General features: G+C 42.8%; 17 protein-coding genes. 12 read left to right on the top strand and 5 right to left on the bottom strand.

The genetic code is table 11. The features are described 5' to 3' along the window. Positions 1 to 63 precede the first annotated feature (63 nt). Together ACOQOE_RS11535 and ACOQOE_RS11530 are read right to left on the bottom strand one after the other, a co-directional pair. Complete coding sequence (locus ACOQOE_RS11535; protein WP_420554066.1) at positions 64 to 1,293, bottom strand: hypothetical protein; 1,230 nt, start codon at positions 1,291 to 1,293, stop codon at positions 64 to 66. A gap of 575 nt (positions 1,294 to 1,868) precedes the next feature. Further along, a complete protein-coding gene (locus ACOQOE_RS11530; RefSeq protein WP_420554065.1) occupies positions 1,869 to 3,866 on the bottom strand; it encodes a sigma-54-dependent Fis family transcriptional regulator in 1,998 nt (665 codons plus the stop codon). Positions 3,867 to 4,703: 837 nt separating this feature from the next. Here ACOQOE_RS11530 and ACOQOE_RS11525 point away from each other — a divergent pair. The 6 genes from ACOQOE_RS11525 (at position 4,704) to pqqE (ending at position 10,126) form a co-directional block, all read left to right on the top strand. After that, positions 4,704 to 6,494: a methyl-accepting chemotaxis protein gene (locus ACOQOE_RS11525; protein WP_420554064.1), complete on the top strand. Its 1,791-nt coding sequence runs from the start codon at positions 4,704 to 4,706 to the stop codon at positions 6,492 to 6,494. Between the two features lie 185 nt (positions 6,495 to 6,679). Then, positions 6,680 to 6,754, top strand: a complete 75-nt coding sequence (gene pqqA, locus ACOQOE_RS11520) for a pyrroloquinoline quinone precursor peptide PqqA (protein ID WP_075107977.1) — start codon at positions 6,680 to 6,682, stop codon at positions 6,752 to 6,754. A 199-nt stretch (positions 6,755 to 6,953) separates the two neighbouring features. Continuing rightward, positions 6,954 to 7,880: a pyrroloquinoline quinone biosynthesis protein PqqB gene (gene pqqB, locus ACOQOE_RS11515; RefSeq protein ID WP_067869985.1), complete on the top strand. Its 927-nt coding sequence runs from the start codon at positions 6,954 to 6,956 to the stop codon at positions 7,878 to 7,880. Between the two features lie 33 nt (positions 7,881 to 7,913). Further along, entirely contained in the window at positions 7,914 to 8,684 is a 771-nt protein-coding gene (gene pqqC / locus ACOQOE_RS11510; RefSeq protein ID WP_067869982.1) for a pyrroloquinoline-quinone synthase PqqC, read from the top strand. After that, positions 8,677 to 8,973, top strand: coding sequence for a pyrroloquinoline quinone biosynthesis peptide chaperone PqqD (gene pqqD / locus ACOQOE_RS11505; protein ID WP_231868004.1), 297 nt, complete (start codon positions 8,677 to 8,679; stop codon positions 8,971 to 8,973). The genes pqqC and pqqD overlap by 8 nt, the downstream gene beginning before the upstream one ends. Then, positions 8,948 to 10,126 (top strand): pyrroloquinoline quinone biosynthesis protein PqqE, encoded by a 1,179-nt coding sequence (gene pqqE, locus ACOQOE_RS11500; RefSeq protein ID WP_067869979.1) that lies wholly within the window; start codon positions 8,948 to 8,950, stop codon positions 10,124 to 10,126. Before pqqD ends, pqqE begins: the two co-directional genes overlap by 26 nt. Before the next feature lie 62 nt (positions 10,127 to 10,188). On the opposite strand, the gene ACOQOE_RS11495 is transcribed toward pqqE, so the two are convergent. The 3 genes from ACOQOE_RS11495 to pqqA (ACOQOE_RS11485) all read right to left on the bottom strand — a co-directional run bounded on the left by ACOQOE_RS11495 (position 10,189) and on the right by pqqA (ACOQOE_RS11485) (position 12,480). Continuing rightward, positions 10,189 to 11,418 (bottom strand): HupE/UreJ family protein, encoded by a 1,230-nt coding sequence (locus ACOQOE_RS11495; protein WP_420554063.1) that lies wholly within the window; start codon positions 11,416 to 11,418, stop codon positions 10,189 to 10,191. Positions 11,419 to 11,501: 83 nt separating this feature from the next. Further along, positions 11,502 to 12,083 carry a VOC family protein gene (locus ACOQOE_RS11490; RefSeq protein WP_420554062.1) on the bottom strand — a complete coding sequence of 194 codons (582 nt, stop codon included), beginning with the start codon at positions 12,081 to 12,083 and terminating at the stop codon, positions 11,502 to 11,504. A 322-nt stretch (positions 12,084 to 12,405) separates the two neighbouring features. Further along, positions 12,406 to 12,480, bottom strand: a complete 75-nt coding sequence (gene pqqA / locus ACOQOE_RS11485) for a pyrroloquinoline quinone precursor peptide PqqA (RefSeq protein WP_075107990.1) — start codon at positions 12,478 to 12,480, stop codon at positions 12,406 to 12,408. Between the two features lie 568 nt (positions 12,481 to 13,048). Between pqqA (ACOQOE_RS11485) and lipA the strand changes: the two genes are divergently transcribed. From lipA to ACOQOE_RS11455, 6 genes are all read left to right on the top strand, one after another. Continuing rightward, positions 13,049 to 13,993, top strand: coding sequence for a lipoyl synthase (gene lipA, locus ACOQOE_RS11480; RefSeq protein WP_067869167.1), 945 nt, complete (start codon positions 13,049 to 13,051; stop codon positions 13,991 to 13,993). A gap of 204 nt (positions 13,994 to 14,197) precedes the next feature. After that, positions 14,198 to 16,198, top strand: a complete 2,001-nt coding sequence (locus ACOQOE_RS11475; protein ID WP_420554061.1) for a sigma-54-dependent Fis family transcriptional regulator — start codon at positions 14,198 to 14,200, stop codon at positions 16,196 to 16,198. 210 nt (positions 16,199 to 16,408) lie between these two features. After that, positions 16,409 to 17,416, top strand: a complete 1,008-nt coding sequence (locus ACOQOE_RS11470) for an AAA family ATPase (protein ID WP_067869173.1) — start codon at positions 16,409 to 16,411, stop codon at positions 17,414 to 17,416. Positions 17,417 to 17,434: 18 nt separating this feature from the next. Then, a complete protein-coding gene (locus ACOQOE_RS11465; RefSeq protein WP_420554060.1) occupies positions 17,435 to 18,358 on the top strand; it encodes a DUF58 domain-containing protein in 924 nt (307 codons plus the stop codon). Further along, the gene (locus ACOQOE_RS11460) at positions 18,348 to 18,824 is read left to right on the top strand and encodes a DUF4381 domain-containing protein (RefSeq protein ID WP_067869179.1); all 477 of its coding nucleotides are present in this window, start codon (positions 18,348 to 18,350) and stop codon (positions 18,822 to 18,824) included. Before ACOQOE_RS11465 ends, ACOQOE_RS11460 begins: the two co-directional genes overlap by 11 nt. Further along, entirely contained in the window at positions 18,817 to 19,830 is a 1,014-nt protein-coding gene (locus ACOQOE_RS11455) for a vWA domain-containing protein (protein ID WP_067869182.1), read from the top strand. The genes ACOQOE_RS11460 and ACOQOE_RS11455 overlap by 8 nt, the downstream gene beginning before the upstream one ends. Positions 19,831 to 19,837: the final 7 nt, after the last annotated feature.

Below are 19,837 nucleotides of genomic sequence, written 5' to 3'. Positions count from 1 at the left end.
ATCTAACGAAAGAGAGAAAGAAAACGATGGGAGCCCGAAGGGGGGGGCTCCCACGTTAACCGATTAGAAGGTTACAGATGCTTCTACGATTAAACCGTCCCATTCTGTTCCGCCAGCAACACTAGAGTCTGTAGCGCCACCGCCGGAGAACTGATCTTCTTCCTGTTTAACATATTCAGCTTTAAACAGAGTAGAGTCGTTCATCCAGTAACCGGCACCAACCTGTAAGCGTGTAGCTTCGTTTGGACCGCTGATACCAGCACTTTTGTTTTCTGATTCTGCATAACGAGCAGCGACGTAGAAATCATTGCTGATATCGTATTTACCCTCGATTGACCAGAAGGCCATCTTAGATTTTTGTGCTACGTAGCTTGTCGAGGTTAAACCTGAGCCGCCTGTACCTTGGCCTACCCAGCTGTAATCATCTTCTGCTTGACCGATAAGGCCGTGTACAAGGAAGTTGTTAGCTTTATATTGCACATCAGCCTGCCAAATGAAGGCATCAACACCTGGAACGATCAGTGGGTGAGTTCCGCGTGCATTAACAGCAGTGTTTGCGAACTGGTAGTTGTCGCCATCACCAACAGCAATCAATGAACCAGCCGCTTTGCCAGCAACTGATGCTTGGTCGTGATTGGTTTTAAACGTACCTGCACCAAAAGAAAGACCGCTTTCTAGGTTAATGGTACCGCGTAAGCCCATGTTATAACCGTGACCGTCAGAGAAATCTGTGAAGAAGTCAGGTGTTGCTAGTACGGCATCCCATGTTACGTTTGTGCCGCTAGATAGATTATGAGAACCATAAGCCCATAGACCTTCCTCAGCAGTAATCATGTCGACTAGACCGTTACCTACAAACGGGTTACTTTGTACAGCAGCACCATCTGAGTAGCGGATAAAGTTTTGAGTTGTTGAAATAACATTACCTAGGCGAACACCTGTGTTGCTAGGTAGGTCAAACTGAATCCAGCCTAAATCTTGGCTGATTGCAGCGCTGCCGTTACCCCAGTCGTTAGGTTCTTCAGATAACTCAGCGAATACGGAAACATTCTCAGATATCTGCGCATTGATGTTTAATGCAAAGCGCATGCGTTGAAAAGCAGAATCTGCGGCTGCATCTGCAGAATTCGCAGCTGCTCCGTCTACTTCAATGCCTGATTGCCATGCTTGCATAGCTGCGCCACTGATTTTTATTTTTCCATCCATGAATTCAGCAGCGTTTACTGTGGTTGCTGCAGTGGACATAGCAAATATTGCAGCAGCAACATTCATGTTTATTAGTGTTCGTTTCATTAACGAATCCCCCGAACTTTTTATTAGTAAGTTTTTGTTTTAGTGAACAAAAATAATTAACTTTAATTACTCTAGCCAATACCTATATGGCAATTGTTGTGCCAGATATTTTTTGTAAATTTATTTTATTTATCTTATTGAAAGTTAAGAGGAATTTTATTTTTTCGGCTTGTTTGTAATTATTCTCGTGTTTTTTTTTATTCACTTGTCGCATAAGTGCTTTGTTTTTGCGACAAGTGTTTTTTTATTTTTAGGTGGTTTTTTATGTGTTCTGAAGGGTATTCAATAATATTTATTTCTTTTAAAAATAGATGAGTTTTTTATTTAAGTTTATATATGGATATTTGTGATTATTATTTAGAGAATACTGGTTTTCAATTTTTTATAAGGTGTTGGCTTTTATTGAACAGTGTGTTTTTGTAGGTGTGGATAGAGGAAGTATCGTTGGTGCTGATTCTGTTTTGAATAATAGGTGTGTAAGAGGATTGTTTATAAATAATAAAAATATTAGGTAGGTTGTAGTGATATATAAAGGCTGAGGCAATGAGCCCCAGCCTTTAATGGATTAATGGATTTTAATATATATCGTTAGGTTGAACTATATTGTATTTTTTCATTTTTCTGTAAACGGTCGAACGACAAATATTAAGTTCTTCAGAAACTTGAGTTATATTCCAGCGATATTGGCGTAGCGCATCAATTAAGCGGCGGCCTTCTTCGTCGCTTACAAAATCGGATAAGCTCATTGACTTTTCAGCTTCAGGAATAATTTCCTCTTCTTTGTATATTTCTTTGGATGCGCGAACTTCAATAGGGAGGTCGTCAACGGTGATATGCTTGTCTTTTGACACCGCGAGGGCGTAGCGGAGCACGTTCGCTAATTGGCGTATATTGCCAGGCCAATGATAATCGTGAAGAATCTGCCGTGCTTGAGGTGCAAATGCTACCCCGTCTGCGCCGCCTAATTCACTGTCTAGTATGCAGTTTATTATGAAGTCTTTATCATTGCGCTCGCGAAGGGAGGGTAGTTTTAGTGACATCCCATTTAACCGATAGTAAAAGTCTTCACGGAACATTTTTTCTTTTATTCGTTGCATTAAGTCTTGATGGGTTGCTGAAATGACTTGTATATCCAATGGGATAGGAGCGGTTGCGCCGAGAGGCATTATTTCACGTTCAGCGAGTGCTCGTAATAAGCGTGTTTGCAGCTGTGCAGGCATATCTCCTATCTCATCAAGAAATATTGTGCCCTCATTTGCTTGTTCGAGCTTTCCTTTCATTCCTTTACGGTTAGCGCCAGTAAATGAGCCGCTTTTGTAGCCAAATAGCTCGCTTTCTATTAAAGATTCTGGAATAGCGGCGCAATTTAAGGCAATGAAAGGGCCGTTCTTTTTATTGCTTGCGTCGTGGATTGCGCGAGCAAAGGCTTCTTTTCCTGTGCCAGTTTCACCTGTAATTAGAATAGGGATATCTTTGTTGATAATATGCCTTATTTGTTGCACATTACGAAGTACTTCTTCATCCTCCCCAGCTAGTTTTTCTAAAGTAGGGTGCTTGTGTTTTACGGAAGGTGATGCGATATCTTTTTGTTTTGCTATGGTATTTTCTTGATTGTTTCTCATTGCCCTATTAGCGGGGACTCGAATAGCTATCTCTATTTCATCAAGTAGCTTTGGTGATTGCTGCCTGATTGTTGATGCACCACCGTTGCTTTGGGTGAGTAGTTGATCCACATTTAAACCAACAATATCCTCAATTTGGGTGCCAAGTAATTGTTGGCCTCGATCTAGTAGGCTTTCGTATTCTGCGAATGCTGAACGGTTCGCGCCGATAATAACGCCGCGTTCGTTAATTGCTAATAGCTGTTCCTGTGCTAAGTCAGAAAAGTTATTAGTTTCTTTTACATTCATTGTAATCTGGCTTCGGTACGTTTGGCGGAAATAGCTATTTTCAATCATCCTGCCGTACATGATAATCATTTGCAGGGTTAGAAATTGATTTTCTTTGCTACCGGAGACATTGAGGCATGAAGCATTTAAACAGCCTTTTAGATTGCCTAGTGGATCAAAAATAGGGGTGACTGAGCAACTTAGGGCGCTGTGGTTGGCGAAAAAGTGCTCATGATGGTGAATTATCATGGATTCCTTTTCTTCTAAGCAAGTGCCTATGCCATTGGTTCCAGCTTGTGATTCTTTCCAAGTTGAGCCGACTAATAGCCCTGCCTCTTGGCATGTATCTTTAAACATTTTTGGCAGGCGTGCGTCTAACGTTAATCCGAATTCATCTGTGAGTAAGACGGAAAAACCTGCGTTAGCTATACGTTTTGATAAGCCGGTTAATCCATTTCGAGCAATATTTAGATAGTCCTCATGTAACTGTAGCTGCTCTTGGATCTCATAATGAGTAAGGATGTCTACGGGTTGGGGGATTTTAGGGTCTAGGCCATGCTTTAATAGGCTTCTTTCCCATGATCTAGCGATTCGATCTCCTGGGATAATTGTTCGATCTTGTAAATTCCCTGTTACATAGGCGACAACGTCCTTGGTGCCATTTATTTGTGGCATATTTCTCATGCTGGATTCGCTCCTGCCTTTACAATTTTATCTATATAGATGAGAGCATGCTTTCACGCTATTTAAATTGTAAGGCTTTTTGTTATACGAGTTCTACTGTAGCAATGTTTGGCTTCATTGTTCATGAAATCTTTGCAGGATGTATGCCAGCCTAAATTTTCTTTTATGTGTGTGATTTTCATAGTTGGCAGGCTCAAAATACGGCTTTAAATTGCATGACTTGCATGTGGGAATTGGTTGAAATATAAGGCGGTTTTATCGTGCCTTAAAAGTGTTTCTTTGTGTTTGTTTTTTATAACTATTTGATAGGAAAGATTAATTAATGCATCTGCTGCTGTTGTGCACCGTTTTTTTGCTGCGTTGAGGCAGGTGTTTCTGTTTGTGTGGTTTGGTGCAGGGTTTGTACTCGGGACGAAAATGATACAGATGTTGAAGTTTTGCAACAGTTGTCGCTTTTTGTCCACAGAGTTAGTATTTTTGCTCATAAGGGCAAAGGATCTGTAGTGTTGGTGGTAGGTTGTTGATGTAGGTGCCGATGTCGATTTTGTTTTGTTTGGTGGCGTATTTTATTTTTTCCATTTTATTATTCTTTTTAGTGTTTCATACCTAAGATGGATTTGTCTCGCTTTGATTGGGGATGTCTAGAGCTCTTATCTCCTTTTTTATTTACTTATTTTTGCACTTTTTTATTTTTGGCATATATCTTGATAACTAAAAGTCTTGGTTATTGCTCATCGCTCGTTGTTAAAAAGTGGTTTCTGACAATTGGGAAGCCTGTTTGCAAGTGCTTTGGGTTGAGCCCTTAAAGATAATTATAAAAAGAAGAGCAGTGGATATATGAGTTTATATAAAAGTATTGAACGGACTTTATTTAATTCTCTTACTAAAAAGATAGTAGGTAATGTCTCTTTTCTGATCATTCCTAATATTGTTTTGATGGTTCTAACTTATCGTCATACACAATATGTTGAGTCGATTGTGTTGTCTGCTAAGGTGGCTGAATCGACTAAGCTGTTGTTGGTGGATGCCTTAAGTATGTTTTGGTTATCGGCTTCAGTGACGGTGGGGTTGGCTTTGGTGGGTGGTATTTTCACTATTTTTTTTATGCGCCATCTTTTTCTCAAACCGATCCAAGATATTACTCGGGTTTTAAGTGCTATTAAAGAAAAAGGGGGGGACATATCAGTAACGCTACCTGTTTATACCTGTGATGAAATTTCGGTTATGGCACGGAGTTATAATGAGTTCTCTTCTAAGCTTAAGGATATTATTGCGGATACGCGTTCAAGAAGTGTGAACATTGCGGTGTCGGCGGCACGCCTCAAAAAAGTGATTGGGCAGGCAAGTAATAACGCAAGTGATCAAGAGGATAAAGCGCATCAGGTTTTTCAGTCTAGTAGTGAGTCTACTCAGGCTATAGAGGAGATCGCTAGAAGTACTATCCAAATAAGCGAGCAGAATTCATCAAATCTTAATGATGTACGGGGCTCCAGTTCAGAGCTGTTGAAGGTCCAGGAACAGGTTGAGGCCATTCAGCAGCTAGTTAGTGAGTTTCAAACTAAAATCGCGAGCTTGCATGCAAATTCGCAAAATATTACGCAAATATTGTTGATGGTTCAGGAGTTCTCTGAGCAAACAAACCTGTTAGCGCTTAATGCCTCTATTGAGGCTGCGCGTGCGGGTGACGCTGGGCGAGGGTTTGCGGTTGTGGCTGATGAGGTCAGAGGGTTGGCCCAAAAAGTGGGCTCAGCTACGAGCGAGATTGATAAAAATATCTCTCAGATGTCATCCTTAGTATCAGATACAGGGAGTAGCGCCAAGAATATTTTGGGTTATGTTGAATCGACTGGGCAGTTTATCGAACAAACAACCGTTCAGTTTGGCCAGTTGGTAACTGACTTTGAACAGGTGGATGGTCAGTTGTCCAGTATTAGTGCTGCTATTGATGAGCTTTCGTACACCAATAAAAGCTCTCATAAGCAGGTGGATCTGATTACTAAAATTTCTGCGGATATTAAGCAGGAGATGGAGCACTCTCAGAGTTTCTCTAATGATCTAGAGGTATCGACTGAGGAGAGTCAAGAGTTACTGTCTCGTTTCATTATTGGTTATGGTGCTTTTGAGAGCATTATTGTAAAGGGTAGGGGCTTTCATGGTGAGTTACAGGGATTGCTCGAAGAGCTTGGTCAGCGTTGTAATATTTTTGATACTAATTACCAGCGGGTTAATCCAGATCAGCAGCCAGCAAAATTTGTAACATCTTGTACGGATAAGTTTGATGGTTGTTTTCAGACTGTCATTGATCGCTTTATAGAGTTGAACTCTGAGTTTATCTATACCGTATTGGTGGATCAACGTGGCTATATAGCTACACATCATAAAAAAGTGTCTAAGCCTATGATCGGGGATTTCTCAATTGATAATCTCCAAAGTCGTAATCGGCGGATTTTCTTTGATACGCGCTCAGAGCAGCGCAGGGCAACTCATACACAACCTTTCCTTATGCAGACATATATACGCGATACAGGTGAAATACTTAATGAGCTATCAATTCCTGTCTTTGTGGATGGTAGACACTGGGGGGCATTAATTATGGGCTTTAACCCCGAAGTGCTTTTGTCGAATTAGAGTTGGCATGAAATCATGCGGTAAGTATGCGTAATTTGATATTTTGGCATGAATCTAGCTTGGTATTTACGTAAGAAGTGTAATGCCTGTATATCGCAAACAGCTGTCCGCTTCTGCAACAGGTGTTTCACTTTGATAAGCAATATTAAAACAAGAGATAATAAATTTAATAATAGGAGTTACTTATGAAATGGTCTAAACCTACGTATAGCGATCTAAGAATTGGTTTTGAAGTTACTATGTACTTTGCAAACCGTTAAGCTTTATTTCATCTTCCCCAGATGATGGTCGCAACTGTATATCTATAAGTTGCATAAGATCGGCGTCTAATCAAAGCTGTAATATAAAATGATTTATTGAATAGCTTTTTTGGTTAGGCGCCTTTCCTTATTAGTTCTACCTCTTATTTTTATAGATACCAAAAAGCCTGTAATAAAGTAATCAACTAGAAGAAAAATAATGAAAGTACAAGTATTAGGCTCAGCCGCTGGCGGCGGTTTTCCTCAGTGGAACTGTAACTGTCGTAACTGTGCAGGCGTGCGTGCCGGCACTATCAATGCAAAAACCCGAACACAATCCTCCATTACTGTCAGTGTTGATGGCGAGAACTGGATTCTCTTTAATACCTCGCCCGACATCCGTGAACAACTTGCCAACTTTGGCCCTATGCAACCGAATCGTGCAATCCGCGATACTGGGATTGCTGCGATCGTTTATATGGATAGTCAGATCGACCACACCACCGGCTTATTGATGCTGCGTGAAGGGTGTCCCCACAATATCTGGTGCACTGAGATGGTTGAGCAGGACCTGACCTCAGGTTTCCCTGTTTTTAATATGCTTAAACATTGGAATGGGGGGAATAATATTAACCGCATTCCAATTAATGATGGCGATGAGGCGAATGAGTTTGTTGTTCCTCAAGTGCCAGAGTTAACGTTGACCGCGGTTCCGTTGTTGAGCAGTGCGCCGCCGTACTCGCCTCACCGTGATGATCCGCATCCGGGTGATAATATCGGTATACAAATCGAAGATACCCGCACCGGTAAAAAATTGTTCTATGCACCTGGCTTAGGTCAGATTGAACCCCATCTACGCGCGTATATGGAATCCGCCGATGTGTTGCTTGTTGATGGCACGATTTGGCAGGAAGACGAGCTTATCGTTACCGGTGTCGGTGACAAGCTGGGCGTAGCAATGGGGCATCTACCGCAGTCAGGGAAGGGTGGCATGATCGAGTACTTAGATACGTTGGAAAAACCGCGCAAAGTACTGATTCATATAAACAACACCAACCCGATACTGGATGAAGACTCTGCCGAGCATGCAGAAGTTCTTTCCCATGGTATAGAGATCTCTTACGACGGAATGTCCATAGAGCTTTAAGCCTACCAGTGATGTGTAGAGGCCATAGAAATTATGACAAGCAAAGCAAGCGATAAACAGCCGATGAGCCGCGATGAGTTTGAAGCGGCGCTACGTGCGAAAGGCGATTTTTATCATACGCAACACCCTTATCATATCGCCATGTATGACGGTAAATGCACCCCCGAACAGATTCGAGGTTGGGTGGCTAACCGTTTCTATTACCAAATTAGCATTCCCGTAAAAGATGCCGCGATTATGGCTAACTGCCCTGATCGTGATGTGCGCAGACATTGGGTGCAACGTGTGTTGGATCATGATGGCTACAACGGCGCTGTGGGTGGGATCGAAGCCTGGTTGTGTCTTGGTGAGGCCGTAGGCCTGAATCGAGAAGAGATACTCTCCTGTGAGCATGTATTACCGGGTGTGCGTTTTGCAGTGGATGCTTACATCAACTTTGCCCGTCGTGCTTCGTGGCAAGAAGCCGCTAGCTCCTCGCTCACGGAGATGTTTGCGCCAACGATTCACCAAAACCGTTTAGATACGTGGCCACAGCACTATCCTTGGATTAAAGATGATGGTTATCAGTACTTTAAAAACCGTCTGTCGGAAGCCCGTCGTGATGTGGAACATGGATTAGGTATTACCCTTGATCACTACACCACCCGTGAGCAACAAGACCGTATGCTTGAGATTCTGCAGTTTAAGCTGGATGTCCTTTGGAGCATGCTAGATGCGATGACCATGGCCTATGAGCTGAAACGTCCACCGTACCATACAGTGACGGATCAACGGGTTTATCACAAAGGGTTATTTAATGAGTGATAGGTTAATGAGTGATATTGAGATAACAGCGGCCTCAGTGCCGGTGTTAAATAAGATGTTTCGCTTTCAATGGGAAAAAGCACAAAACTGTTTTGTGTTGCTTTACCCTGAAGGAATGATTCAACTCAACGGTCCCGCGGGCGAGATTCTAGGCTTAGTGGATGGCGAGCGTTCCGTCGCCGCCATTACATCAGAGCTGGAAGCCAAGTTCCCTGACTCGGGTGATCTGAGTGGCGATATTATCGAGTTTCTAGGAGAAGCACATGGCCAACACTGGATCACCTTGTAACGCACAACCGACACCGCCGATAATTAGCGATGACAAATCTCACGGGCAGCCACTTTGGCTGCTCGCAGAGCTGACCTACAAATGCCCACTGCAATGCCCATACTGCTCCAACCCGCTTGATTTTTCTGACTTTGGTGGCGAACTTACCACCCAGCAATGGTTGGATGTTTTCCAACAAGGGCGAGATCTGGGGGCGGTTCAGTTGGGTTTTTCAGGCGGTGAGCCTCTTGTTCGTAAAGACCTGATTGAACTGATTGGTGGCGCCCATGAGATGGGGTACTACACCAACCTAATCACCTCAGGGGTCGGGCTGAATGAGCATAAAATGGCTGAGTTTCAGCAGGCTGGCTTAGATCATATCCAAGTCAGCTTTCAGGCCAGTGACGAATCGGTTAATAGTATGCTGTCGGGCTCTAAAAAAGCCTTTGAACAAAAGCTGAAAATGGCTAAAGAGGTTAAAGCCCAAGGTTACCCTATGGTGCTCAACTTCGTCACCCATCGTCATAATATTGATCGCATCGACCGTATTATAGAACTGTGTGTGGAGCTTGATGCCGACTATGTTGAGTTAGCCACCTGCCAATACTACGGCTGGGCTTATGAAAACGTAGAACAGCTACTCCCAACCCGTGCGCAACTTGAGCGTGCTGAACGTATTACCAATGAGTACCGTGCCAAACTAGCGGCTGAAGGTAATCCGATCAAGCTGATCTTCGTGACACCTGATTACTACGAAGAACGGCCTAAAGGCTGCATGAATGGTTGGGGGCAAGTGTTCCTGACGGTTACGCCGGATGGTAAAGCGCTCCCGTGTCATAGTGCACGAATGTTGCCGATCGAGTTCCCGAATGTTACCGAGATGAGCTTACAGGAGATCTGGGATACGAGTCCTGGGTTTAATCACTTCCGTGGTAATGCCTGGATGAAAGAGCCGTGTCGTAGCTGTGATGAGAAAGATAAAGACTTTGGTGGTTGTCACTGTCAGGCCTTTATGCTGACAGGGGATATGTACAATGCAGACCCGGTCTGTGCTAAGTCGGAGCATCATCACCTGATCGAAGAAGCGCGGGAACGTGCGGAAGCGGTGGTTAATAATCCTGATGAGTTTACCTTCCGAAATGAGCGTAACTCTAAAGTATTTGCTAAGGGGTAGCGATTCTCTATGGTCATATCTGCGAGAGGTTTAATCCTCTCGCATTCATTCTGTTTTTCTTTTTAAGCGGTCGCGTATTCAACCAGAGGAATAGCGCGAGTGACTATCCAATAGCTTGATACGGCGAGCGTACCTAAAGAAACATAATAAGGAAGCGGTTTGTTGAATATAAGCTTCTTACTGAGCAGTGAAGTAAGTACAAAAATCACTATATAGATAAATAACTGTCCTGCCTCTATTCCAAGATTGAAACCGAGAAGGTTAATAAGACTCGTTTGAGCTCCCTCCTGTGCTAGTTCACTAAATACAAATGAGAAACCAAAGCCATGAATAACGCCGATAATAAGTAGGGGTGTTGTGCCTAAATGTTGTGCTTTATTAAAAAACAGTGCGATGGCTGTTATGCCAATGGTTAGAGCAATTAAGAGTTCGATACATGGGGTAAAAAGAGGAGATGATATCGGTGCGCTGTCTCCTACGAATAAACTAAATGAGTGTCCAATCGTAAAGGCTGTGGCGAGTGATAAAAGCCTTAAGAAGGTTGGAGCACTAAAAAACAATAAGACGACGAAAAGCACGTGGTCTAAACCAATCAAAATATGACTAAACCCATCCTTAAATCCGCCCATTAATTTATGAGAAAGCGTAGGCTGATGCTGAGAGGAGTAGTCTAAAACCCCGACGGTAGTTTCAGAGATCTGTTGCTCATCTATGTGGAGAGTAATGATGTTAGCTAATCGAGTGATGGCGTTAAACTTATCTCCTAAATAGCTTGTGATCGTAATATCATTTTCGACAATTGATGTATTCGGCAAGCGCAATTGAATATCAATGCCTGAATCAAATAGCTTGGTTGCGTCGGGAGTGATGACCAGCTCTCCGTTAAAATTTTCTAGTGCAGTATCTAGGTCACTGAATGGTTTCCGGCTATCGGTATTAAAAATATGTATCTGTTCAACAGAGAAGGGCTGAGTAGCGCCATCTTTTGTGAATGTGTAGCCTTGGCTGATGTAGTTTTTTAAACGATCAAGCGTTGTTCGCACTTCATCATGCTTAATAAAATAATCATTCCCTTCAGGTGCAGCTCTTTTTTCTGTGAACGGTAGGTCTTGATTGCTATCTATACCTTGCCATGTGTTGTCTAGAAGGACTAGAGGTAGGGGCATACGCATTAAGGCAATAGTGTCTTGGTTGTCTTGATAAAGATGGATTATACGGGGTTCAAAATGCGTGAAATGCGCTTGAGCGATTGAACAGAATAGTAGTGTAAATAGTGCGAATATTTTTTTCATTATTTTGGCCACCTTCTATTCATAGCACCACCTTAAAATGGAGGGGCTATGAATAGGGTTCAAATAGTAGAGTGAAGTATCTGTTAGTAGCGCGGGTCCCACATTCTACGACCGGTTTCTTTTTCATAACCTTGGCCAAATGGGTAGCTAACAATCTCAAGCTGCATTCCCCATGGCGCCATGAAGTAAACCCAAGTTAGGCCTTTCATTCCAGTGTCAGTAAAGGTATGAGGTTTACCCAGTATTTTTATCCCTTTCTGTTCCAAATATCCTACGGCTTTTTCCATGTCATCAACATAAAATGCAAGATGATGACCACCTATATCACTATTGCGAGGGGGTGTTTGCTTTTGATCAGGTGCGGAATATTCAAAAATTTCTAGGGCTGGGCCATTACCGCAGCGCATAAGGTGAGCTGTTTTTATGACGGCTTTCTTATCAACATTAAGGTTTTCTGTCATCCAATCATCTTCGAAAGGTCCAAAGGGGCCGATTGAGAAAAATGACTCACAGCCAATTACATCTTTAAAAAATGCAGTAGCTTCCTTCACGTTAGGAACGGTGAGACCAAGATGTTGAACGCCGCGCATACCAGGCATTCCTGCCTGGGCGATTTGGGATGCCAAAAGGAAGATAAGTACTGTAAGTATTTTTGTTTTTTTCATGTGTGTATTCCATGCTTTATTGGTGTTTATCTGGGAGGAATACACTTTTTGTGCCAGTTGTTGGGTTGCTTTTTATACCCTACAGCTTATGCCCTACAGTGTCCGTATCTATTATGTTTTTTTAGGTATCGTGAGATGAAATATATTATTGAGCCACTCTGTTTCAGTCTTTTGAGTCAAAGTGTTTCATTATGTTTGATAGGACGGCTCAACTTGATTTGAGTTTGTTCTTATAAAGTATCTGTGAGCGGTAAGTTGACTTGGTGTTTGCTTAGAACCCCTGCATAGCAGGGGCGGGCACGTATGTATTAAGATTTTTTACTTAGCGGTTAGCAAAGTACATTGTTACTTCGAAACCAATTCTAAGGTCTTTATAAGCTGGTTTTGTCCAGTTCATCGTTATTTCCTTTTTCAGTGTTTTTTAATAATTATTCGTGTGGCACTTCAGACCACAATTTGTAAAAGCAAAGATTATGCCGCATAGAGAGTCCTTGGTTTGGGTTTTAATAAAATATCAATTTTATTAGATGTTTTAGAGGCTAAAATCGCAGTACATAGGGGAGGGAGAGTGGGTAGAGCTCGTAACTGGTGAGAAGCCACCAGGTAGATATCTATTTAGATACCTTGTGTGGTTACTACAGAGTGTTTCATTTCTTGAGACATACTGTGACGGTAGTGTTTTTTTACGCCTAAGATGATTTCGGGATTGATGTTAATTCCCCTTTTTATTCAGAGGTTTATGTGTGTATTTTTTTATTGGTCTAGGTTTTGCTTTGTTTGTGGCTAAGGTTAAGGTGATTATTTAAATAGTAGGTGTATATGGACGTTAACGTACTTTTTTTATGTCTCATTTATCTGGAAGTTGAAAGTTAAGGTTGTTGTCACCTCCGCTTCTGCGCTCCCAAAGCAGAACTTTTGAGCGCGTATCACGCGCTCCTTTTTATTTTTTGGAGTTTTCCGTTGTTATGCAGAAAGTAAGTATTAAACAGGGAATAAAACAAAGAGGTCAGGACAAGGTTGACCGTATTCCTGTAAAAATTGTGCCCACAACTAGAGAGGATCAGCTTAGAAAGCCCGATTGGCTTCGTGTACGCTATAACAATTCACCCAAGGTTGATGGGATAAAGCAGACCTTACGTCAGCATAGTTTAGCATCAGTCTGTGAAGAGGCTAGTTGCCCTAATTTGTATGAATGTTTTAGTAAAGGTACTGCGACCTTTATGATTATGGGAGATATCTGTACTCGCCGTTGCCCTTTTTGTGATGTTGCTCATGGACGGCCCAATCAGCTGGATAGCGATGAACCGGCAAAACTGGCTGAAGCGGTTACGAGTATGGGATTAAAATATGTCGTAATTACGTCAGTAGATAGAGATGACCTTCGTGATGGGGGAGCTGGTCACTTTGTTTCTTGCATTAAGGAAATTCGTCAACGAAGTGAACATATCAGAATCGAATGTTTAGTACCTGATTTTCGTGGTCGATTAAACGATGCTATTGATAAATTTAAAGATTGTGTGCCTGATGTACTGAACCATAATCTCGAATCAGTTCCGCGTCTTTATAAAAAGATTCGTCCAGGTTCTAACTACGAAGAATCGTTGCGCCTGCTTAAAACCTTTAAAGAGCATCATCCTGAGATTATGACAAAGTCAGGTATTATGTTGGGGTTAGGTGAAAGTGAAAGCGAAATTCATGAGGTGATGAGGGCGCTGAGAGAAGCTGATGTGGATATGATTACCATTGGTCAATACTTGCAACCGAGCAAGCATCATCTCCCTGTTGATCGCTATGTAACACCTGAAGAGTTTGATCGATTACATGATATGGCAATTGACATGGGGTTTGTGCATGCAGCATGTGGTCCTTTGGTAAGGTCTTCCTATCATGCTGATGAGTATTCGTTCTGATGGGACGTGTGAACTATAATGTACGACATTGTGACGTTAAATATGGCAAAAAACGCTTATGGTTTAAGGGTATATTGTGGTAATTTTGGTAAATAACTGTTGCATATATGTCCTAATGTGCCGCAGACTGACACAACTATAAATATAAAAATCACCTTGTCTTATGCATTATATAAGCTAGGCAAGGAGTGAGCAGGTGAAATAATGTCTTCTAAAAGTGCAGATCGTTCTGATACTAAGAGTTTTCACAGGATGAAAACTCCAAAAAGCGGAGATACTTTAACTGATAGATACATTGAAAGCTCTTGGGAGCGGTGTCGAGACAGATATAAAATCTCGGAACATGTTGATGTGGAGTTGGTAGCACTAACTGATTCTGAAATTAAAGAACACCAAGGGCCTTTAGAAAAGCTATTAAATGATTCGGTCGAAGTTTTTGATAAAATTCGAACCTTATCTAAACATAGTGGTTATACCGTTCTTATTACCAATGAAGAAGGTGTTGCGGTTAAATCATTTGCTGAGTCAAGTGTAGGCCATGATTTGGTAGCAAAAGGGCTACGACAAGGTACTTTGTGGTCAGAAAGCATTGTTGGGACAAATGGCGTAGGTACATGCTTAACGGAGTGTAGTCCCGTCACCGTTTATGCTGAAGAGCATTACGGTAGTAACTTACAGGGATTTAGTTGTTCAGCAGCACCGCTGATCTCTCCAGATGGAACACCTTTTGGTGCTATTGATGCTTCCACCTTTGCGACAGGGAATCGTTTGGGGCAGGCGCTGGCACTAAATATGGTGTGTGAAACCGCCGATGAAATCGAAGCGATAGTGTTTAAAGATGCGTATGTTAATCAACGTGTAATTAGCTTTTCGGTTTCACCTGTTGTTTCTATTACAAAAGCCTTAGTTGCCGTTAATGAAAGTGGTACTATCGTCGCTGCAACGACCCCCATTCTATTGACATTAGGCTGTCGCGATCGCTATGAAATTGTTGGCAAAAAGTTTCAAGATATTTTTGATTTAAGCTTCGAGCAGTTAGAGTCGGCCGGATCGGGCGCTGTTGAGCACTATATGCAGGTTATGGGTAAGCCTTACAAATTTCATGCGAGCTTACTACAAAATACTGCTTACTCTGTGCAGAAGTCGCAGCCGAGGATTGCGACATCAAGACCCTTAACGGTTGAAAGCTCTGTGCCAACCGATACCCCCTTAGTGTTGGCTGCAGGTAAGGAGCCTGCACTGTTAAGACAGGCAACGCGCTGCCAAAAAATTGTCAATAAAGGCATTAGCATTCTTTTACAAGGGGAGACTGGGACGGGTAAGGAAGTTTGGGCACGTGCTTTGCATCAGAGCAGTAACCGCGCGGACAAACCATTTATTACGTTGGACTGTGCAGCTATTCCTGAATCGTTGATAGAAAGTGAGTTATTTGGTTATGGTGCTGGTACGTTTACTGGCGGCCTTAAAACTGGCAAGGTTGGTAAAATTCAAGCTAGTGATGGTGGTACCTTATTTCTTGATGAGATAGGTGATATGCCATTAGAGCTGCAAGCTAGTTTGCTGCGTGTACTGGCAGAAAGTGAAATTATCCCATTAGGTGAACATGAGCCTGTCCCCGTCAGTTTAAATGTTATTTGCGCGACTCACCGTGATCTAAAAGAGTATGTGGCCCGTGGAGAGTTTAGGGAAGATCTATACTATCGTATTGGTGGCTTCCAAGTCTCATTGCCGAGCTTGCGTCAACGTAGCGATCAACAGGTAATTATAGATAAAGTGCTAAGTGGCCTCTGTCTTGATGAAGGGGAAGCTGAGACTGTAGATATTGATCAGAAAGCGATGGATATCTTAACTGCCTATAGTTGGCCTGGAAATATTCGACAGCTTAAAAATGTTCTTCAATATGCCTTATGTATGAAAGAAGGAGATATTATCTGCGTCGAAGATTTACCTGATGAGGTTTTTTCAAATGAAGAGCGTTTGTTGAATGAGCAAGAGCTTAATAGCAACACTCCGCCTTTACGGGTTTTATCTATTTCAAGTGAATCTGGAAACCTTTCAGAGAAAGAGGCGTTGGAAAATATATTGGAGCAACATCGTTGGGTTGTTACCCGCGCGGCTAAAGCAATGGGCGTGAGTCGATCAACGCTGCATCGCAAAATTAAAAAATACGGACTTCTGAGTGAGGATCAGCTTTCAGATCATTGATGCTGACTCCATTGCTTAAAATAGGCCATGCCAAACGCATGGCTTTTTTTTATCTTTTTAATAAGAAGAGGCTGATTTTAATCATTGAAACTTCTTTGTAAATCGACAGTCAGAGGGTGTTGAACTGCCTTGAAATAAATAGAATTGACCTCATTTTTCAAGCGTTAACCCATTGAATTAACATAGTTAAAAGGTTCTAGGAGTAATGGAATGACAGCAGATGTGGCAACTGAGACCGTTGAGGCGGTTGCGTTACAAGCGAAAGTGATGAGCCTGTCTGAGGCATTAAAAAAACGTGTGGTAGCTCAGGAAGAATTAATAGAGTACTTGTTAATTGCGCTGCTTACCGATGGACATGTGCTGTTAGAAGGTCCACCTGGACTCGCAAAAACCCGTACGATTCATGCATTAAGTGACTTGCTCGAAGGCACCTTTCATCGCGCACAGTTTACACCAGATCTGTTACCTAGTGATATTACAGGTACGGAGATTTATAACACTCAAAAGGGGGAGTTTAGTTTTCGCCCGGGTCCTCTTTTTTGTAATTTACTTTTGGCTGACGAGATCAACCGAGCACCGGCTAAAGTGCAATCAGCGTTGCTGGAAGCGATGGCCGAACGCCAAGTAACGGTGGCGGGTAAAACATACCCTTTAGCTAAATTTTTTATGGTGATGGCAACACAAAACCCGTTAGAGCAAGAGGGAACGTATCCTCTTCCAGAAGCTCAATTGGATCGTTTTATGTTGCATATTAGGGTTGATTATCCAGATCACGAACAGGAAAAAGAGATTCTCTCTCTTGTGCGAAATGAACACACATCAAGCCTAGGTGGCCAAACCAAATTGGCGGAGATTGCTTTGACTGAAGATGATCTCTTTCGTGTTCGCTCGTCCATTATGGGTACCTATATGGCCCCTAACCTTGAAGACTACTTAATTGCGCTTATTATGGCGACTCGCGAGCCAGAGAAGTATGGGGATGATCTTAAAGGGAGTCTTGTGTTTGGGGCGAGTCCACGTGCCACAATCGCTTTAGATCGGGCGGTCCGGGCAAAAGCATGGTTAGCGGGTCGAGACTTCGTAACACCGGATGATATTCAAGAGATCGCCCCCAGTGTGCTGCGTCATCGAATTGGTTTAAGTTACGTCGCAGAAGCTAAAGGGCTAGATAAAGATCAAATGATTGCAGAGCTTATTGCTCGCGTGGCTGTACCATAGTAGTAGGCGGTAGTTTATATGTTTCAGGGAGACAGTAGCCCAAGGCCGGTTCCGGCTGCCCGTAACTTACTAACCTTAGATGAGTTAGTCAGCTTACGGTATTGGCCGCCAGCAAGGGGGCAGCAACGTGAACGTATGGCTATTCGAGAAGGCCATCACTTAAGCCATATTCGAGGTCGGGGTATGGAGTTTGATGATGTGCGCGAGTATCAACCTGGTGATGATATTCGACATTTAGATTGGCGGCTTATGGCTCGAACCGGCGAAGCGCATACGAAGCTGTATCGAGAAGAGCGTGAGCGCCCTGTCTTTGTAGTGACAGATTTGCGACAACCAATGCATTTTGCAACGCGAGGCCATTATAAATCAGTGTTAGCAGCTTACGCTGCAGCGATGGTTATGTGGACTACATTGGCAAACGGGGATAGAGTGGGTGGCCGTATTTTGGCTAATGACTCGGGCGATCTTTTTAAGCCAACAAACAACCGCCAACAAGTAATGCAGATGATCTCTGCGCTATCCCAAGGGTTTACCGATAAATCGGATACTCTCACTGCGTCATTGACGACTCAATTAATAGAGATTGAACCTCTTTTAAGTAGTGGAACCCTTATTTATCTGTTTAGTGATTTTCATGATGTTGATCCAACGCTGCAGCAACACCTTATGCGTATAGCACAGCGTTGCGAGCTAAAAATGGTGCTTATCTCTGATCCTTTGGAAGCGAAACTACCTTCGGGTAAGCATTATCGCTTTATGGGTAAAGGTCGTGAAGTTGTAATCGATGCCAATGCAAAACAGCAAGCGAACTATCACGCACAATTTCAACAACGGATAGATCTTTTGGAGCAGCTACGAAACCTCCGAGGGGTTGAATTTGCTCATTGGCACAGTAATCAGCACCCCTTATTCAGCTTAGATGGAGGACCTAATGGATTATAGTCAGATCCCTCTACGTGATATGCATACGCCGGATATGATCAGCTGGTGGCCGTTGGCTTATGGTTGGTGGTTATTAATTATTAGTCTGATCATTATTGTTGTATTTTGTGGCTGTTATTTGCGGAAAAAACTGAGTGACCCTCGACGTTATGCACTGGAGGAATTAAAGCTGCTTGAACAGAATTTCTTGCAAGATCAAGACGGTAAACGGTTAGTCATGCAAAGTAATGCACTGTTGAAACGACTTGCGCTTTCCCTCTACCCAAGGGAACAGGTCGCCCCTTTGTCGGGTGCTCGTTGGTGTCACTTTTTGCAAGAAACTGGCGCGGCACCTGATTCCGCTGTACTTGACGTGTTAGCCCAAGGCCCCTATCAGGAGCAACATTCTGGCACTATAGATGGTGCTGCCTTGATTAAGTTTTCACGGCTATGGATCAAACAGGTTAAAGGGGCTTCTCATGCTTGAGTTTGCTTGGCCTTGGTTATGGTTGTTGGCACCACTGCCTTTATTAGTAAGAATGATGTTACCCCCAGCAAGTGGCAGAAATCATAATGCTTTATATGTTCCCTTTATTGATCAAATGGAAAACGCAGTGGGTGGGCAGCATAGCCTCGTTGGTCGTAATAGCTATACCGGCTTTATCTTAGCGTTTATTGTTTGGCTGTTTTTAGTCGCGGCTGTTACGAAACCGCAGTGGTTGGGTGAACCCATTCCACAGCAATTAGAGGGTAGAGATTTAGTACTGGCTGTTGATCTGTCTGAAAGTATGTTTGAAACGGATTTTGAGCTCAACGGACAGTTGATTAATCGCCTTGTTGCTACCCGAATTGTTGCGGGGGATTTTATTGAACGGCGGCAAGGTGATCGTGTCGGTTTAATACTGTTTGGTGAAAAAGCCTATGTTCAAGCGCCTTTGACGCATGACCGGAAAACTGTGAAAGCGTTACTGGATGAGGCTCAAATTGGCTTAGCGGGTAAGTCAACGGCGATAGGAGATGCGATCGGACTTGCGGTTAAGCGTTTCCAAAAGTCTGATAAGAAACAGCGAGTTTTAATATTACTAACTGATGGTACGAGTAATGCTGGTGCTTTAGACCCATTAGTGGCTGCTGAATTAGCAGCTAAAGAAGGCTTTAAAATTTATACCATAGGTGTCGGGGCGGATACCCGCTTAGGGTTGTTAGGGGCTTTTTCGGGTTTTAATTCTTACATGCAAGCATCCTCTAACAGTAATATTGATGAAGCTACGCTCACCTCGATTGCAGACAAAACGGGCGGTAAATATTTCCGTGCACGGGATATCGATCAGCTAGCTGAAATTTATGAGCTGTTAGATGAGCTCGAACCTATCTCGCAAGATAATGAGTTTTTTCGCCCCATTGAGTCGCTTTATCATTGGCCTTTGTTAGCGGCGTTACTCTTAGCTTTTATCTTGCTTCTTTTCTCTTTTAAGTATGTGAAGGAAGGGTAAAGGATGG

The sequence above is a fragment of the Neptuniibacter marinus genome (assembly GCF_965223595.1).
Lineage (GTDB): Bacteria > Pseudomonadota > Gammaproteobacteria > Pseudomonadales > Balneatricaceae > Neptuniibacter > Neptuniibacter marinus.
Note: the sequence above shows the minus strand (reverse complement) of the source record. Positions and strands in the feature narration are given on the sequence as shown.

Bases quoted from the DNA above. Each gene is read 5' to 3' on its own strand.
- ACOQOE_RS11470 (WP_067869173.1), top strand. From the start codon at position 16,409: ATGACAGCAGATGTGGCAACTGAGACCGTTGAGGCGGTTGCGTTACAA.
- ACOQOE_RS11475 (WP_420554061.1), top strand. From the start codon at position 14,198: ATGTCTTCTAAAAGTGCAGATCGTTCTGATACTAAGAGTTTTCACAGG.
- ACOQOE_RS11490 (WP_420554062.1), bottom strand. From the start codon at position 12,083: ATGAAAAAAACAAAAATACTTACAGTACTTATCTTCCTTTTGGCATCC.
- pqqE (WP_067869979.1), top strand. From the start codon at position 8,948: ATGGCCAACACTGGATCACCTTGTAACGCACAACCGACACCGCCGATA.
- pqqB (WP_067869985.1), top strand. From the start codon at position 6,954: ATGAAAGTACAAGTATTAGGCTCAGCCGCTGGCGGCGGTTTTCCTCAG.
- pqqC (WP_067869982.1), top strand. From the start codon at position 7,914: ATGACAAGCAAAGCAAGCGATAAACAGCCGATGAGCCGCGATGAGTTT.
- ACOQOE_RS11535 (WP_420554066.1), bottom strand. From the start codon at position 1,293: ATGAAACGAACACTAATAAACATGAATGTTGCTGCTGCAATATTTGCT.
- pqqD (WP_231868004.1), top strand. From the start codon at position 8,677: ATGAGTGATAGGTTAATGAGTGATATTGAGATAACAGCGGCCTCAGTG.
- ACOQOE_RS11530 (WP_420554065.1), bottom strand. From the start codon at position 3,866: ATGAGAAATATGCCACAAATAAATGGCACCAAGGACGTTGTCGCCTAT.
- ACOQOE_RS11455 (WP_067869182.1), top strand. From the start codon at position 18,817: ATGCTTGAGTTTGCTTGGCCTTGGTTATGGTTGTTGGCACCACTGCCT.
- ACOQOE_RS11465 (WP_420554060.1), top strand. From the start codon at position 17,435: ATGTTTCAGGGAGACAGTAGCCCAAGGCCGGTTCCGGCTGCCCGTAAC.
- ACOQOE_RS11495 (WP_420554063.1), bottom strand. From the start codon at position 11,418: ATGAAAAAAATATTCGCACTATTTACACTACTATTCTGTTCAATCGCT.
- lipA (WP_067869167.1), top strand. From the start codon at position 13,049: ATGCAGAAAGTAAGTATTAAACAGGGAATAAAACAAAGAGGTCAGGAC.
- ACOQOE_RS11525 (WP_420554064.1), top strand. From the start codon at position 4,704: ATGAGTTTATATAAAAGTATTGAACGGACTTTATTTAATTCTCTTACT.
- ACOQOE_RS11460 (WP_067869179.1), top strand. From the start codon at position 18,348: ATGGATTATAGTCAGATCCCTCTACGTGATATGCATACGCCGGATATG.